The sequence below is a fragment of the Faecalibacterium sp. An122 genome (assembly GCF_002160895.1).
In the GTDB taxonomy this organism is placed as follows: Bacteria; Bacillota; Clostridia; order Oscillospirales; family Ruminococcaceae; genus Faecalibacterium.
The window spans coordinates 1-14882 of sequence record NZ_NFLL01000009.1 but is presented as its reverse complement, the minus strand read 5'-3'; the positions used below and the strand labels follow the sequence as shown (position 1 = coordinate 14882).

The following is a 14882-nucleotide window of genomic DNA, read 5'->3' as shown; positions in this document are numbered from 1 at the left end:
TTTACAGCCCGGAAGAAGTTCGCGCTTCTCTCCGGGCTGTATTTTTGCTTTCTTCGCGCCGGGGCGGCCTTTTTCCACAAAAATTCCATTCTGTTTATAAACTTTCCCGACCATGCGTGGTATACTTATCCTGTATTCATCCCGTCCGGATGTCCCATTTTGGAAAGGAGTCTGTCCTCTATGTCATCCCCTCATCCCGCCCAGCCCGACAACAAACTCTCTCTTCGGCGGGGCCTGCTCTCGGTTTTGACCCTTGTAGCCCTGACCGGCCTGATGTTTTACATCTTCAAGGACCATCTGTCCGAGATCTCTGCCGCCCTTCACAGTCTGACCGTCGGCCAGACTGCCCTTTTGCTTCTGCTGGGCCTCACCTATCCCCTCATGGAGGGAATCATCAACCAGCGGGTTCTTTCCAGCCGGGTGCCCGACTATCCTTTCCTCCGGGGTCTGGATTTGTCCTTTCTGGGAGCTTTCGGCAATGTGGTGACCTTCGGCGCGGGCACCATGCCCATGCAGGGCTATGACATCAGCCTGAACGGCCTGGACGTGGGCCCCGGCATCGGCCTGATGACGTTGGAGTATGTCTTTCACAAGGGAGCCGTCCTGCTGTATGCGGCGGTGCTGCTGTTGTTCTATGGCCGCTGGCTGCTGGACGCCGATTCGGCCGGGCTGATGCGCTATCTGCTGCCCGCCTGTCTGGTGGTGGCCGTCATCATTCTGGCGCTGGTGCTGGTCTGCACCAGCCGCACCATCCAGAAGCTGGCCTACTGCCTGCTGGGTCTGCTGCCCCGGACCGACAAGTGGCAGGCCCGGCGTCAGAGCTGGACCGCCCAGCTGGACGGCCTGTGCACCGAGAGCCGCCGTCTGCTCCAGAACCGGTTCCTCTGCCTGCAGGTCTTTGCTCTGCAGGTGTGCAAGCTGGCCCTGATGTACACCATCCCCTGGTTCAGCATCCGGTTCATGGGTCTGGCTCCCCTCACCTTCGGACAGGTCCAGACCCTGGCAGCCCTGATGATGCTGCTGTCCAACGCCCTGCCCAACGTGGGCGGCATGGGCTCCATCGAGACGGCCTTCTATCTGATTTTCACCGGCTTTCTTGGGGAAAGCGCCGCCATGTCCGCCCTGGTGGTCTACCGGGCCGCCACCTATTATCTCCCCTTTGTGGTGAGCTGTGTGGGCTTTTTCTTCATCCAGCGGCGCTGGACCCGCGCCCGCCCCAAAAAATCCGGCTGAACCAAACAAAAAGGCGGGCCTCCGGCTGGTCAGACCGGACGACCCGCTTTTTTGTTTTGCCGTGTGGGGCGCGGCTGCGGTGCAAACCAAAAAACCGTCCGCTGCCCCCAGATATAAAGAGAGAATGGAATGGAGGAGTTCTCGTATCAGCAGGAATCCTCGCGCTGTTCCTGCTGAGGCTTCATCGGTTAGTGTTTTCTAACCTCTGCGTCAAAAGGATACCATACCTGTGGGTATCTGTCAATACCCCAGAACAAATTTTCCAAAATTTCTGTCTGGATGTTCCGCACAATCCTTGCCGCGCCGCTCCCCCGGCTTTGTGCAAAGCACCAAGTTTTGTGACCGGGCGACAAATCCTAGTGGTTTCCTCTTGATTTTTCGTCGTTTCATGCTATGATAAATAAGGCAGGGACAAACTCACCAACCACAAAATGGTGTGGTCGACCCGTGCCGGGCGGCGCATATGTCGTCAGAAGGGGCTGCCCGTTGGTCAGTGCCCTTTCTATTATTCCGATAAGTTAGTTTATCCTAACTTTTATCTACCCAAATCCTAGAGGAGGCAACCAATGAAGGATTATATGCAGTGGGAAGGCTTTGAGGGCCGCATCTGGAAGGAAGAGGTCAACGTCCGGGACTTTATCCAGAAGAACTACACCCCCTACCACGGGGATGAGAGTTTCCTGGCCGGCCCCACCGAGGCCACCAATCAGCTCTGGGGCGCTCTGCAGAAGCTGCAGAAAGAGGAGCGCGCCAAGGGCGGCGTTCTGGACATGGAGACCGAAGTGGTCAGCAGCCTGACCTCTTACGGCCCCGGCTATATTGATGAGAGCCTGAAGGATCTGGAGCAGATCGTGGGTCTGCAGACCGACAAACCCCTGAAGCGTGCTTTCATGCCCTACGGCGGCATCAAGATGGCGGAGCAGGCCTGCACCACCTACGGCTACCAGCCCAGCGCCGAGCTGCACAAGATCTTCACCGAGTACGCCCGCACCCACAACCAGGCGGTCTTTGACGCCTACACTCCCGAGATGAAGAAGGCCCGTCACAGCCACATCATCACCGGCCTGCCCGATACCTACGGCCGCGGCCGCATCGTGGGCGACTACCGCCGTGTGGCCCTGTACGGCATTGATTACCTGATCGAGTCCAAGCAGAACGACCTGGCCAACTGCGGCGACGGCACCATGACCGACGACGTCATCCGCCTGCGCGAGGAGCTGGCCCGCCAGATCAGCGCCCTCAAGGGGATGAAGAAGATGGCCGAGATCTACGGCTACGACATCTCCCAGCCCGCCAAGAACGCCAAGGAAGCCTGCCAGTGGCTCTACTTCGGCTATCTGGCCGCCATCAAGACCCAGAACGGCGCTGCCATGAGCGTGGGCCGCATCTCCACCTTCCTGGACATCTACATCCAGCGGGATCTGGACAACGGCACCCTCACCGAGACCCAGGCCCAGGAGCTGATTGACCACATGGTCATGAAGTTCCGCATGGTCAAGTTTGCCCGCATCCCCAGCTACAACCAGCTGTTCTCGGGCGACCCCGTCTGGGCCACCCTGGAGGTGGGCGGCATCGGCATGGACGGCCGCAGCATGGTCACCAAGACCTGCTACCGCTTCCTCCACACCCTGGAGAACATGGGCCCCGCCCCCGAGCCCAACCTGACCGTTCTCTACTCCTCGGCCCTGCCCGAGAACTTCAAGAAGTACGCCGCCAAGGTGTCCATCGACACCAGCTCGGTCCAGTACGAGAACGACGACGTCATGAAGCCGGTCTGGGGTGATGACTACTCCATCTGCTGCTGCGTCTCGGCCACCCAGACCGGCAAGGAAATGCAGTTCTTCGGCGCCCGCGCCAACCTGGCCAAGTGCCTGCTGTACGCCATCAACGGCGGCGTGGACGAGAAGAACGGCGAGCAGGTGGGCCCCGAGTACGCCCCCGTCACCGGCGAGTACCTGAGCTACGACGAGGTCCTGCCCAAGTTTGTCCGGATGCTGGACTGGCTGGCCGGCCTGTACGTCAACGTGCTGAACCTGATCCAGTACATGCACGACAAGTACTACTACGAGGAAGCCGAGATGGCCCTCATCGACACCGACGTCCGCCGCACCTTTGCCACCGGCATTGCAGGCTTCTCCCACGTCATTGACTCTCTGAGCGCCATCAAGTACGCCAAGGTCAAGACCGTCCGGGACGAGAAGGGCCTGGTGGTGGACTTTGTCACCGAGGGTGACTTCCCCAAGTACGGCAACGACGACGACCGCGCCGACGAGATCGGCGTCTGGCTGCTGCGCACCTTCCTGGAGATGATCAAGAAGCGCCACACCTACCGCAATTCCGAGGCTACCACCTCCATCCTGACCATCACCTCCAACGTGGTCTACGGCAAGTATACCGGCGCCCTGCCCGACGGGCGGAAGGCTTACACTCCCTTCGCCCCCGGCGCCAACCCCAGCTATGGCGCAGAACAGAACGGCCTGCTGGCCTCTCTGAACTCGGTGGCCAAGCTGCCCTACCACTGGGCACTGGACGGCATTTCCAACACCCAGACCATCAACCCCGACGCCCTGGGCCACAGCGAGGGCGAGCGTGTGGAGAACCTGGTCCAGGTCATGGACGGCTACTTCGACCAGGGTGCACACCACCTGAACGTCAACGTCTTCGGCAAGGAGAAGCTGCTGGACGCCATGGAGCATCCTGAGAAGGAAGAGTACGCCAACTTCACCATCCGCGTCTCGGGCTACGCGGTCAAGTTCATCGACCTGACCCGCGAGCAGCAGCTGGATGTCATCAGCCGCACCTGCCATGCCCGGATGTAATACACAGGGGCTGGTCCACTCCCTGGAGAGCTTCGGCTCGGTGGACGGGCCGGGGGTCCGGTTTGTGGTCTTTCTCCAGGGCTGCAATCTCCGCTGCCGCTACTGCCACAATCCCGAGACTTGGGCCTGCGGCTGCGGCCAGCCCTGGACCGCCGGCGACCTGTTCCAGCATGTCTGGCGCTACCGGAACTACTGGGGCAAAAAGGGCGGCATCACCGTCAGCGGCGGAGAGCCGCTGCTCCAGATGGATTTTGTCACCGAACTGTTCCGGCTGGCCTGGGCCAAAAAGGTACATACCGCCATCGACACCGCCGGCGAGCCCTTCCGGCCCGACGACCCCGCCTATCTGGCGGCCTTTGACGCCCTGATGGAGGTCACCAGCCTGGTGATCCTGGATCTGAAGGAGATCGACCCCGAAAAGCACCGCCGTCTGACCGGCAAGTCCAACGAGAACATTCTAGCCATGGCCCGGCACATTGCCGACCTGGGGGTTCCCCTCTGGATTCGCCATGTGCTGGTTCCCGGCCTCACCGACGACGAGGAGGGTCTCCGCCAGACCGGCGCCTTCATCGCCAGCCTGCCCACCGTCCAGCGGGTGGAAGTTCTGCCCTACCACACCCTGGGCCTGTTCAAGTGGCAGAAGCTGGGCATCCCCTATTCCCTCACCGACGCCCAGCCCCCCACCGACGAACAAGTTCGCCGCGCAGAGGAGCTGCTGATGGTGGACCGCTACCCCGGCTGATTTTCAACCATCCCGCCCGGAGCCTGTGCAAAACAGGTTCCGGGCTTTTTTGTGCTCTCCCGCCCCTTTTGCCTTGCCCCGGGGCTCCTTCCATGCTATGATAGGAACAGAACCAACCGGAAAGGAGTCCCCTGCCATGACAAACGAAAAAGTCTACGCCATGCCCTTCGCCAAAGTCTATCCCCTCCTGGTGAACAAGGCGGTCAAAAAAGGCCGCACCGCCGACGAGGTGGACCAGGTCACCAGCTGGCTCACCGGCTACACCCCGGCCCAGATCGCCCAGGCGGTGGAAACCGGAGTCACCTATGGGGACTTCTTCCGCCAGGCCCCCGCTCCCAACCCCAACCGGGAACTGGTCCAGGGGGTGGTCTGCGGGGTGCGGGTGGAGACCATCGAAGACCCCCTCATGCAGGAGATCCGCCGTCTGGACAAGCTGGTGGACGAGCTGGCCAAGGGCCGCCCCATGGAGAAGATTCTCCGTCAAGGGTGAGAGGAGGCCGGACCATGGATTGGGATACCCTGCACTTTTTTGAACTGCAAAAGGAAGCTCTGCCCCTCTACGAGGCCCTGGAGGCCCGCATCCTGGACGAAATCCCCGACGTCCGCATCAAGGTGCAGAAAAGCCAGATTTCCTTTTATAACCGCCACCTGTTCGGCTGCGTCTCCTTCCTGCGGGTAAAAAAGAAGAAAGAGATGCCGCCCTGTTATATTATGGTGACCGTCGGCCTGGCCCGAAAGCTGGAATCTCCCCGGGTGGCGGTGGCCACAGAACCCTATCCCGGCCGGTGGACCCATCATATCGTGGTGTCGGCCCCCGACCAGATCGACGACCAGCTGATGGACTGGCTGAAAGAAGCCGCCGCCTTCTCAGCCCAGAAGTAAACAAAAGGAAAAGGCGCGCCGGAATGGCGCGCCTTTTGCGTTTCTGCCCGGCGTCAGCCGAACAGTTTTTTCTTGTTGTGCATGTGAACCGACAAAACCAGGCCCACACAGATATACAGCATGGTCACCGAGCTGCCGCCGGCGGAGTAGAAGGGCAGGGTCACGCCGATGACCGGCAGCACCCGCAGGTTCATCCCCACATTGACGGCGATCTGGGCCAGGAAGGCCCCGCCCACACCGGCACAGATGAAGCTGCCCAGCATATCCTCGCTGCGGGCCCCGATGGCAAAGGTGCGGATCACCAGGGCAATCAGCACCACCAGCACCACCAGACACCCCACAAAGCCCAGGGCGTTGCCCACCCAGCTGAAAATAAAGTCGTTGTGGGCGTTGGGGACGCTGTAATAGCCCCCGCTGAACAATCCGTTTCCGAACACCCTGCCGGAGCCCAGAGCCACCTCGCCCCGGTCCTGCTGGTAGACGATGTTCTTCCAGACATCCTCGCTGGGGGCCCAGTTGGTCTCGTTTTCGGGGTCGATGACCGCCAGAATCCGGTACCACTGATAGCTCTTGCCGATGCTGTCGCTGAGGAACATGAAGGCCGCCGAAATGGCCGCCGTCGCCCCCGCCAGGGCCGCCACAATGTATTTCCAGCTCAGTCCGGCGGAAAACATCATGCAGCAGCCGATGATGCCGTAGATGATGGCGGTGCCGTCGTCGCCCTGAATGTGAATCAGGAGAATCGGCGCCGCCAGATGAACCAGAAGCTTTGCCAGCTCCTTGGGCTCATTGATCCGGCTGCGGACGTTGTTCAGGTGCATGGCAAAGGTCAGGATAAAGCTGATCTTGGCCAGCTCGGTGGGCTGGAAGGTAAAACCCGCCAGCTTATACCAGGAATAGTTGTCGGTGTCGCCTGCATTGTATCCAATGGTCAGAGGACCCAGACTCAGATTGTGGATGAACAGGGTGGGCAGCACCAGGCCCCAGGTGAACACCACATGAAAGGGCCACACCTTCACCAGGCTCCGGTAATCCACCGTAGACAAAATCAGGGCAATGACAATGCCCAGCCCGGCCGATGCGGCCTGAACCATGGCCCGGCGAAAATCGCCGATGCCGGTGATCTGGCCTGTGATCTCATCCACTGCAAACCCGCCGCCCTGTTCCGCCGCCCAGGAGGCCAGCATCAGCACCGCCATGGCGCTGCTGAACAGGCAGAAAAACCAAAAGACCTTGTCGGTCCGCTTGACATAAAGTCGAACGCTTTCCAGCAAAAAAGCACCACCTCTCACAGCAAATCCAACGATTTCAGGCGGCGCTCCCCCGGCCCTGCGGCGTTCCTGCCCGCCAGGGCGCACTGCGCCGCGCGGCCCTGCGCAGCGGCACAGGGCGAAAAAAGTTGATTCTCCATCAGTATACCGCATTTTTCGCTCCCATTCAAGCCGGGCCCCCAGCCAAACTGTGACAGCTTTGCAAAAACAACCCAAAAGCAAAGTTCGATTCTTGACAAAGACTTTGGATGAATCTACAATGGAACCAAGATATTTGGAAATGATTCCTGAATATCCCGAAGGGCCGGATTGACCGGCCCGCTTGATTTGGGAGGACAGAACATGAATTTGAATCGTTCGCACCTCGGACGGCGCGTTTTGTGCGCCGTGTGTGCTCTTACCTTGCTGGTCACCGTGGCCAGCCCGGCCGCCTTTGCGGCCGACCAAGCGGCTGCTTCCGGCACCGCTGAAACCCTGACCCAGGCCGACGCCGCCCAGATGGCGGAGGCGGACGCCGCCGTGGAAGCCCTGGTCCAAAGCGAGGCCTACGCCGAAATGGAGCTGGACCAGCGCCAGGAGGCCGCCCAGACCCAGCTGGATGCTCTGGCGGAGGAAGGCCTGATCCGGGCCGACTCCATCTATTACGATGAAGAAAACGGGATGTACTCCTTCACCTACGACTGCGGTGTTCTGGGCGGCATCCTGCTGACCGACTGGGAGGAAGAGGACGAGACCCTGGTCCAGCTGCCGCTGGATATGCCCGAGGAGCTGGCCGTCAGCCCTCTGGACGAGCAGAACGACACCCTTCCTCTGGGCAACGCCATCATTTACTATGCGTTTGACAACACCGTCAATTCCAGCCGCTACCCCAACTACACCGTGATGCAGGAAAACTGGACCAAGTGGGGGCTGAACACCACCCTGGACACCGAGGTCACCGTCAACGACCTCAAGCACATGGACGACTACGACCTGTGCATCCTCAGCACCCACGGCGCCTACTACACCTACAATTCTGGCTGGCTGTTCCCGCGCCTGTCCACCGCCCCCGTCCTGATCCTGCGGGAGGAGTCCTCTCTCTGGAACGACCTGCGGTATGGCTTTGACCTGCTGACCCATCGGGTCATCAAGGTGAACGGCGTCTACTGCATCACCCCCTCCTTCTTCTCCTCCACCTACCGGGGCGGCCAGCTGAACGGCACCATGGTGTTCTCGGAGGCCTGTGAGTTCTTCGGCGGCAGCAACCAGTTGGATCTGGCCATGTCCAAGGCGCTGCTGGAGGGCGGCGCCAGCGCGGTGGTGGGCTTTGTGAACAACGTCTACACCATCTATTCCCGCAACATCCTCTGGGGCACCGTCAACCAGCTGATCATGGGCAAGAACATTCTGCAGGCTGTGGACTCCGCCGTCGCCACCTACGGCTCCGACGACGTCTATTGGTACCTGTCCCAGGGCGGCACCTCGCCCCACCGCTATGCGGCCTTTGTCCTGGTCCACGGCAACGACCAGGCCACCCTCTACACGCTGGATGAGGGCAGCGCAGCCGCCTAATCCCCGCCATCCGGGCCGGACGGCCCTTCCGCCGCCCAGCACCGGATTGCACTTTTTGCCGATTTATACTATACTGGATGCAGCGGCTGTGCCTGGCCGCTGCATCTTTGTTTTTGAGGTGACAACATGGCTGAATTTATCACCCGCTCCCCCGAGGAGACCGCCGCGCTGGGCCGCCGCCTGGCCGATGTCCTCCCCGACGGGGCGATCATCGCCTTTACCGGCGGGCTGGGCGCAGGCAAAACCGCCTTCTGCCGCGGCCTGGCCGAAGGCCTGGGCTGCACCGACCCGGTCAGCAGCCCCACCTTTGCGATTGTCAACTATTACCGGGGCCCCCGCCCCATGGCCCATTTCGACCTCTACCGCATCCACACCGAAAACGACCTGGCCGCCGCCGGCTTCTACGATTATCTGGACCAGGGCGCCATTGTGGCGGCGGAGTGGAGCGAAAACCTGGCCCCTCTGCTGGACCAGGAAAATCCCGTCCGGGTGGACATCCAGCCGCTGGACCCCACCACCCGCCGGATCACCATTGAGGGGGTGCAGCTATGAACATCCTTGCCGTAGACACCGCGGGCAAGACCGCCAGCGTCGCCCTGATGAAGGACGGCCGCCTGCTGTACGAAGCCTTTCTGGACGGCGGCCTGACCCACAGCGAAACCCTGCTGCCCATGATCGACACCTGTCTGAAAACCTGCGGGATGAGCTGCGCCGACATTGACCTGTACGGCGTCAACGCCGGACCGGGCAGCTTTACCGGCCTGCGGATCGGCCTGGCCGCCGTCAAGGGCCTGGCCCTGCCCCGCCAGACCCCCTGTGCCCCGGTCTCCACCCTGGAGGCTTTGGCTGCCTGCCATGCCGGCGTGGGAACGGTTCTCTGTGCCCTGGACGCCCGGCGCGGACAGGTCTATTGCGCCGCCTTTGACCTGGAAACCCACGCCCGCCTGATGGAGGACGACGCCCGGGCCGCCGCCAGCCTTGAGGATTTTGTAAAAAGCTGCAAAAAGCCCCTATTTTTTGTTGGTGACGGGGCCCATCTGTGTTATAATATCTACAGTGAGGCGGAAGGCGTCCTGCCTGTTCCCCCTGCCCTGCGGGGCGGGCACGGGGCAGGGGTGGCCCTGACCGCCCAGCGGATGGCCGAGGCCGGCCTTACCGTCCCGCCGGCGGCCCTGCTGCCCGACTATCATCGGCTCAGCCAGGCCGAGCGGGAACGCGCCGAACGCCTGGCCGCTGCCCAAACTGAACAAGAGTGAGTGAGGTATTTTTCATGGCAAAACCCATCGCGCTCGCTGCCGATCACGGCGGCTTTGAGCTGAAAGAAGCGGTCCGCGCCCATCTGGACGAGGCCGGCATCCCCTACATTGATTTCGGCACCCACAGCACCGACAGCGTGGACTATCCCGATATGGCCGTCCCCGCCTGCGACGCCGTGGTCTCGGGCCAGTGCGACAAGGCGCTGCTGTTCTGCGGCACCGGCGTGGGCATCAGCATGGCCGCCAACAAGGTCAAGGGCATCCGTGCCTGCTGCTGCTCGGACAGCTTCAGCTGCGAGTATACCCGCCGCCACAACGACGCCAACGCCCTGTGCATGGGCGGCCGTGTGGTGGGCCCCGGCCTGGCCTGCCAGCTGGTGGATCTGTTCCTGTCCACCCCCTTTGAGGGCGGCCGGCACAACCGCCGCATCGAAAAACTGATGGCGCTGGAGCAGCGCTGAGCGGACCCAACATCCTCTGTACCAAACCTTTTAAAGGAGAGTGTATTTATGAACCCGATGATCGTTGAGCATCCCCTGCTGCAGCACAAGATCAGCCTGCTGCGCAACAAGCAGACCGGCACCAAGGAATTCCGCGACCTGGTGGGCGAAATCGCCACCCTGCTGTGCTATGAGGCCACCCGCGACCTGCCGCTGGAAGAAGTCCAGATCGAGACCCCCATCACCATGGCCAAGACCAAGGTCCTGGCAGGCCGCAAGCTGGCTCTGGTGCCCATCCTGCGGGCCGGCATGGGCATGCTGGACGGCATGCTGACCCTGATCCCCGCCGCCAAGGTGGGCTTCATCGGCCTGTACCGCAATGAGGAGACCCTCCAGCCTGTGGAATACTTCTGCAAGCTGCCCACCGATATCAGCGAGCGCGACGTCCTGGTTCTGGACCCCATGCTGGCCACCGGCGGCAGCGCTGTGGACGCCATCACCATGATTAAGAAGCGCGGCGCCAAGCACATCAAGTTCATCGGCCTGATCGGCGCTCCCGAAGGCGTGGAGGCTCTGCGCACCGCTCACCCCGACGTCCAGATCTACCTGGGCGCCCTGGATGAGTACCTGGATCAGAAGGGCTATATCGTCCCCGGCCTGGGCGACGCCGGCGACCGTATCTACGGCACCAAGTAAACCCCTTCCCCCAAAGACCACAAAACCCCGCTCTGCACAGCTGCAGAACGGGGTTTTTCTTTTTGCTTTTTTACCGATCCAGGCGTCCTTTTCTCCGCCAGCAGCTATCCTACCATTTGAGGCAGGCCGCAGGCCGGGAGCCCTGTAAAGCGGCTGGAACCTGATTACCGGCTGCGGCCACCACCGCCGCCGTGGCTTCTGCCGCCGCCCATGCCGCCAAAACCACCGGGACGGCCGCCGCGGGGTCCGCCGAATCCGCCGTGCGGCGGCCGGGGCCCGCGGAATCCACCGCCCATGGGAGGCCGGGGTCCGCGAGGCGGACGGGGCGGGCGGGGCGGATGATAGTGGCGATGGGGCCGGCCCATTCCCATGCCCAGCCCAAGGCCGAAGCCAAATCCACCACCGCCGCGCGGCGGAGGCGGAGGTCCGTCATGGGGCCCGCGGGGTCCGCGGGGCATCAGGATGGCGAGAAGCACCACCGCAATGATGATTACGATGAGAATTTCCATGCCCTCATCTCCTTTCCATCCAGCGGGACAGGTCCCGCTTGGTGTCATCGGGGCAGCCGGTCACCCAGCTCAGGATTGATTCAATAAACCACTCTGCCCGCGGTGAAGCGGGCCGCAGGCCGGGAGCCTTGTAAAGCAGCCGGAACCTGATTGTCAGCAGGGCCCGGTGAGGATTGCAGCAGCCGATGGTACCAGGTAAAACCTCTTGCGCTTAGCCGATTTTCTGCGCCGGATATAGTCCGCTTGAAAGTTCGGACCTATGCGCAGCCAGAGTATACCGTACCCTGTAAAAAGGATAACCCAGGCTATGAAGGAGTTTGCATCGTACCGGGCCGCAGGCCCAAACGCCGGGAGCGAGCCGAAGCGTGAAGGCCCCGTGGAGCCTTCGGAGACCCAGAAACTGCATGGTACACAGTGAAAACTTCCAGAAAAGTAAGTTAGCGGCCGCGGCCACCGCCGCCGCCATGGCTGGAACCGCCGCCCATGCCGCCGAAGCCGCCGCCTCCAAAACCACCGCCGCCGAATCCTCCCCCGAATCCGCCGCCATAGGGCGGACGAGGCCCGCGGGGCCCGCGAGGACCACGGGGCGGAGGGGGCGGGGGCATGTGATGATGGTAGTGGTGGTAATAGCGGGGCCCGCGGAACGCGCTGCCCAGACCAAAACCAAAGCAGAAGGGGAACATGCTGTTCAGCAGGGGACCAAAGACCAGAATTACCATGACCACCAGCAGGGCCAGGGCGATGACGATGGCGCCCACGTTGACAAAGCCGCCCGACTGGGGCACGGCTTCCCCGCTGTTCAGGTCCACGCCGTAGATATCGGCGATGGTGTTGGCGACGGCAGAGGCACAGGTCTCGATGGCCGCATCGTAGTCTTTGGCCACGAAGTCATCTTCCATGGTCTGGGCCAGGGTGCTGGCCTGACGGTCCAGGGTGCTGTTGCGGAACCCGTCGCCGTAGGTCACATAGTAGTCGCCGTCGGCGTAGAGGGGCGACTCCATCACCAACAGGATCAAAACGCCGTTGTTTTCGCTCTTGTCGCCGATGCCCCAGGTGTTGAAGGCCTCCAGGGCGTACTCCTCGGTGGAAGCGCTGCCGGTGTACTGGACGGTCAGGACGCCGATCTGTGCGCCCTCGCAGTTGGCCTCCAGCTTGCCGTTCAGCTCGTTCATATAGGCGGTGGTGGACTCCGACAGGACGCCGGCGTCATCCACCACGCACTGGTCGGCCGGCAGGCTGGGCAGGGTGACGGCGGCCGAAGCCGGAACCGCCACCACCGCCACGGCCACCGCAAGGGCGGCTGTGCCGGCGGCAATCTTTTTCCAAAGATGGATCATCCAAACACCTCCAGTTCTTTCACACCGAACAGACCCTTGAGCAGGCTTGCCGGGAAACCGTCGGTGTCGTTTTGGTACGCGGTGATTGCTTCGTTGTAGTGCAGGCTGCCCAGGACGGTGCCGGCGCTGTTGAAGCGGCCGTATTGGGTCTGGACGGCGCCCATGTTCAGGGGATCATCCGCCAGGGCCTGCATTTCGCCATACAGCAGGTTGATGGCCGAGTCCAGCGCCTCGTCGGCGTCGTACATCTCCCCCATCCCTGCGGTTCCCTGGGCCACCCGTTCCTGGCAGTCCTCAAAGGCATCCAGAGCCTGCTGGGCCGCCGTCACAGCGGCGCTGTCGGCTCCCAGGCCCGGGGTGTTGAGGGCAGTGGTGATGACATTGGCCGCGGTATAGGCCCGCTCGTTCAGCTCATCGCTGAGGGTGTAGCCGTTGTCGGCGGCCACGCCGACGGTGTACCAGCTCCTGGCCTCGTTGTAGCGGCTGCGCAGCTTGAAGCCGCCCACGCCGACGGCAGCCCCCGCCACAATCACCAACGCCAGCAGCAGAGCCGCCGCCCGGGTGCGCAGAGCACCCGGCAGGGCCTTTTCCAGGCCGGCCAGCTTTTTCTGAAAGGGCGTCAGGCTGCGGGACGGCGCGTCCTGTTCCACTGTGCGGTAGCTGGACGCGTCAAAGCCTCCGGATGCCGCCTTTTTCGGTTCAAAATCTGCGTTTGCCATATCAGCTGCGGATCTCCATCATCTTCTGTTTCAGCTCGTCCTCGATGCGGGTCAGCTCCTGCTCGGCGGCCTGGCGCTTGCTGCGGCCCTCGGTCTGGATCTTGTTCAGTTCGTCCAGGGTCTCGATCAGGCTCTTGTTGGTCTGCTGCAGGGTCTCGATATCCACCACGCCCCGCTGGCTCTCTTTGGCCGTCTCGATGGTGCCCAGCTTGAGGGCCTCGGCATTCTTCTTGAGCAGGTCGTTGGTCATATTGGTGACAGCCCGCTCGGCCTCCATGGCCTGCTGGCTGTGGGCCAGGCCCAGGGCCAGCACCATCTGGTTTTTCCACAGGGGAATGGTGTTCACGATGGTGGACTGAATCTTCTCGGCCATCATGGTATTGTTGTTCTGCAGCAGGCGAATCTGGGGGCCCATCTGCAGGCTGATGTTCCGGGTCAGCTCCAGGTCATAGAGCTTTTTCTCAAACCGCTCGCACTGGTCGGCCAGGTCACGGGCCGACTGGGCGTCTTCGGGCAGGCCGCTGCGCTTGGCCTTGTCCATGGCGGCCTGCAGTTCACCGGTCCGCACATCCGCCAGCTTCTTTTTGCCGGCCAGGATATACATGGACAGTTCCTTGAAGTAGGCCATGTTCAGCTCATACATCTTATCCAGCATGGCGATATCCTTGAGCAGCTGAACCTGATGGTTTTCCAGCATGGACTGAATGCTCTCCACGTTGGTCTCCACCTTGTTGTACTTGGTTTTCATCTGTTCCAGCTGGTTCTGCTTTTTCTTAAAGAAGCCGAAAATTCCCTTTTCCTCCTCGGCGGCGTCAAAGCTCTTGAGCTCGCTGATGAGGTCGGTGATCATGCCGCCCACTTCGCCCAGGTCCTTGGTGGAAACCTTGGCCAGGGCCGCCTCGGAGAAGTCGCCGATCTTTTTCTGGCTGGCGGCGCCATACTGGAGGACCTGCTGGCTGTTGGTGATGTCGATTTTCGCCGCGAAGTCATCCACCATCTTCTGTTCCTCAGGGGACAGGCGGACTTCCTTCTGTTCCGGTTCCGGCTTTTTTTCTTCCTCCGGCGCGGGGGCGCTCAGGTCCCCGGTAGGGTCCAGAGTCAGGCTGGGGGCGGCGGGCATGTCGAAGTCAAAGTTCAGAGAGTTGTTGTCAGCCATAGCAAGATTCATCCTTTCTCAAAATCATACCGCAATCGTATGGTTCTCAGCTGTCGCAGCGGACATACATTCGATGTTTATGGACCCACGGGGCAAACACAGGCGGGGGCCTTGTGCACGGTCCGCTCCCCCAGCGGGGGAGCTGTCGCCGCAGGCGACAGAGGGGGGACTCCTCTAAACCATGCGGTACCTCCGCATCCCCTTTTTCGGAGCACGCCGCCCATGGTACCCGCCCCCGACCGGGGGCAGCGGCACAGCCGCGGGGGGATAC

The 14882-nt window shown here is 61.9% G+C and carries 14 protein-coding genes; 10 read left to right on the top strand and 4 right to left on the bottom strand.

Annotated features, from left to right (window positions below):
* Positions 1-180: 180 nt before the first annotated feature.
* The 5 genes from B5E67_RS07595 to B5E67_RS07575 all read left to right on the top strand — a co-directional run bounded on the left by B5E67_RS07595 (position 181) and on the right by B5E67_RS07575 (position 5676).
* Positions 181-1233, top strand: coding sequence for a lysylphosphatidylglycerol synthase domain-containing protein (locus tag B5E67_RS07595; RefSeq protein ID WP_087384482.1), 1053 nt, complete (start codon positions 181-183; stop codon positions 1231-1233).
* Positions 1234-1799: 566 nt separating this feature from the next.
* Positions 1800-4052 (top strand): formate C-acetyltransferase, encoded by a 2253-nt coding sequence (gene pflB / locus B5E67_RS07590; protein ID WP_087384480.1) that lies wholly within the window; start codon positions 1800-1802, stop codon positions 4050-4052.
* Positions 4039-4794 (top strand): pyruvate formate-lyase-activating protein, encoded by a 756-nt coding sequence (gene pflA, locus B5E67_RS07585; protein WP_087384478.1) that lies wholly within the window; start codon positions 4039-4041, stop codon positions 4792-4794. The genes pflB and pflA overlap by 14 nt, the downstream gene beginning before the upstream one ends.
* Before the next feature lie 136 nt (positions 4795-4930).
* Positions 4931-5284: a DUF2200 domain-containing protein gene (locus tag B5E67_RS07580; protein ID WP_087246411.1), complete on the top strand. Its 354-nt coding sequence runs from the start codon at positions 4931-4933 to the stop codon at positions 5282-5284.
* A gap of 14 nt (positions 5285-5298) precedes the next feature.
* Positions 5299-5676 carry a DUF5655 domain-containing protein gene (locus B5E67_RS07575; protein ID WP_087384477.1) on the top strand — a complete coding sequence of 126 codons (378 nt, stop codon included), beginning with the start codon at positions 5299-5301 and terminating at the stop codon, positions 5674-5676.
* 53 nt (positions 5677-5729) lie between these two features.
* On the opposite strand, the gene B5E67_RS07570 is transcribed toward B5E67_RS07575, so the two are convergent.
* Positions 5730-6950, bottom strand: coding sequence for an FtsW/RodA/SpoVE family cell cycle protein (locus B5E67_RS07570; protein ID WP_242956868.1), 1221 nt, complete (start codon positions 6948-6950; stop codon positions 5730-5732).
* A 339-nt stretch (positions 6951-7289) separates the two neighbouring features.
* Here B5E67_RS07570 and B5E67_RS07565 point away from each other — a divergent pair, with 339 nt between their 5' ends.
* The 5 genes from B5E67_RS07565 (at position 7290) to upp (ending at position 10890) form a co-directional block, all read left to right on the top strand.
* Positions 7290-8498, top strand: coding sequence for a hypothetical protein (locus tag B5E67_RS07565; RefSeq protein ID WP_087384475.1), 1209 nt, complete (start codon positions 7290-7292; stop codon positions 8496-8498).
* 126 nt (positions 8499-8624) lie between these two features.
* The gene (tsaE, locus tag B5E67_RS07560; RefSeq protein WP_087384473.1) at positions 8625-9050 is read left to right on the top strand and encodes a tRNA (adenosine(37)-N6)-threonylcarbamoyltransferase complex ATPase subunit type 1 TsaE; all 426 of its coding nucleotides are present in this window, start codon (positions 8625-8627) and stop codon (positions 9048-9050) included.
* The gene (gene tsaB / locus B5E67_RS07555) at positions 9047-9754 is read left to right on the top strand and encodes a tRNA (adenosine(37)-N6)-threonylcarbamoyltransferase complex dimerization subunit type 1 TsaB (protein WP_087367234.1); all 708 of its coding nucleotides are present in this window, start codon (positions 9047-9049) and stop codon (positions 9752-9754) included. The genes tsaE and tsaB overlap by 4 nt, the downstream gene beginning before the upstream one ends.
* A 14-nt stretch (positions 9755-9768) precedes the next feature.
* Positions 9769-10215, top strand: coding sequence for a ribose 5-phosphate isomerase B (gene rpiB / locus B5E67_RS07550; RefSeq protein ID WP_087246416.1), 447 nt, complete (start codon positions 9769-9771; stop codon positions 10213-10215).
* A 48-nt stretch (positions 10216-10263) separates the two neighbouring features.
* Positions 10264-10890: a uracil phosphoribosyltransferase gene (upp, locus tag B5E67_RS07545; RefSeq protein ID WP_087246417.1), complete on the top strand. Its 627-nt coding sequence runs from the start codon at positions 10264-10266 to the stop codon at positions 10888-10890.
* A gap of 946 nt (positions 10891-11836) precedes the next feature.
* Here upp and B5E67_RS07535 read toward each other — a convergent pair.
* Genes B5E67_RS07535 through B5E67_RS07525 form a run of 3 tightly spaced genes read right to left on the bottom strand, consistent with a single transcriptional unit; the run spans position 11837 to position 14611 of the window.
* Positions 11837-12736, bottom strand: a complete 900-nt coding sequence (locus tag B5E67_RS07535) for a TPM domain-containing protein (protein ID WP_087384471.1) — start codon at positions 12734-12736, stop codon at positions 11837-11839.
* Positions 12733-13455 (bottom strand): hypothetical protein, encoded by a 723-nt coding sequence (locus B5E67_RS07530; RefSeq protein WP_087384469.1) that lies wholly within the window; start codon positions 13453-13455, stop codon positions 12733-12735. The genes B5E67_RS07535 and B5E67_RS07530 overlap by 4 nt, the downstream gene beginning before the upstream one ends.
* 1 nt (position 13456) lies before the next feature.
* Positions 13457-14611 (bottom strand): toxic anion resistance protein, encoded by a 1155-nt coding sequence (locus B5E67_RS07525; protein ID WP_087246420.1) that lies wholly within the window; start codon positions 14609-14611, stop codon positions 13457-13459.
* Between the last annotated feature and the right edge of the window lie 271 nt (positions 14612-14882).

What these genes read in the sequence shown, in the direction of transcription:
- B5E67_RS07595 (WP_087384482.1), top strand. Translation starts at nt 181, where the DNA reads ATGTCATCCCCTCATCCCGCCCAGCCCGACAACAAACTCTCTCTTCGG.
- pflB (WP_087384480.1), top strand. Translation starts at nt 1,800, where the DNA reads ATGAAGGATTATATGCAGTGGGAAGGCTTTGAGGGCCGCATCTGGAAG.
- pflA (WP_087384478.1), top strand. Translation starts at nt 4,039, where the DNA reads ATGCCCGGATGTAATACACAGGGGCTGGTCCACTCCCTGGAGAGCTTC.
- B5E67_RS07580 (WP_087246411.1), top strand. Translation starts at nt 4,931, where the DNA reads ATGACAAACGAAAAAGTCTACGCCATGCCCTTCGCCAAAGTCTATCCC.
- B5E67_RS07575 (WP_087384477.1), top strand. Translation starts at nt 5,299, where the DNA reads ATGGATTGGGATACCCTGCACTTTTTTGAACTGCAAAAGGAAGCTCTG.
- B5E67_RS07565 (WP_087384475.1), top strand. Translation starts at nt 7,290, where the DNA reads ATGAATTTGAATCGTTCGCACCTCGGACGGCGCGTTTTGTGCGCCGTG.
- tsaE (WP_087384473.1), top strand. Translation starts at nt 8,625, where the DNA reads ATGGCTGAATTTATCACCCGCTCCCCCGAGGAGACCGCCGCGCTGGGC.
- tsaB (WP_087367234.1), top strand. Translation starts at nt 9,047, where the DNA reads ATGAACATCCTTGCCGTAGACACCGCGGGCAAGACCGCCAGCGTCGCC.
- rpiB (WP_087246416.1), top strand. Translation starts at nt 9,769, where the DNA reads ATGGCAAAACCCATCGCGCTCGCTGCCGATCACGGCGGCTTTGAGCTG.
- upp (WP_087246417.1), top strand. Translation starts at nt 10,264, where the DNA reads ATGAACCCGATGATCGTTGAGCATCCCCTGCTGCAGCACAAGATCAGC.
- B5E67_RS07535 (WP_087384471.1), bottom strand. Translation starts at nt 12,736, where the DNA reads ATGATCCATCTTTGGAAAAAGATTGCCGCCGGCACAGCCGCCCTTGCG.
- B5E67_RS07530 (WP_087384469.1), bottom strand. Translation starts at nt 13,455, where the DNA reads ATGGCAAACGCAGATTTTGAACCGAAAAAGGCGGCATCCGGAGGCTTT.
- B5E67_RS07525 (WP_087246420.1), bottom strand. Translation starts at nt 14,611, where the DNA reads ATGGCTGACAACAACTCTCTGAACTTTGACTTCGACATGCCCGCCGCC.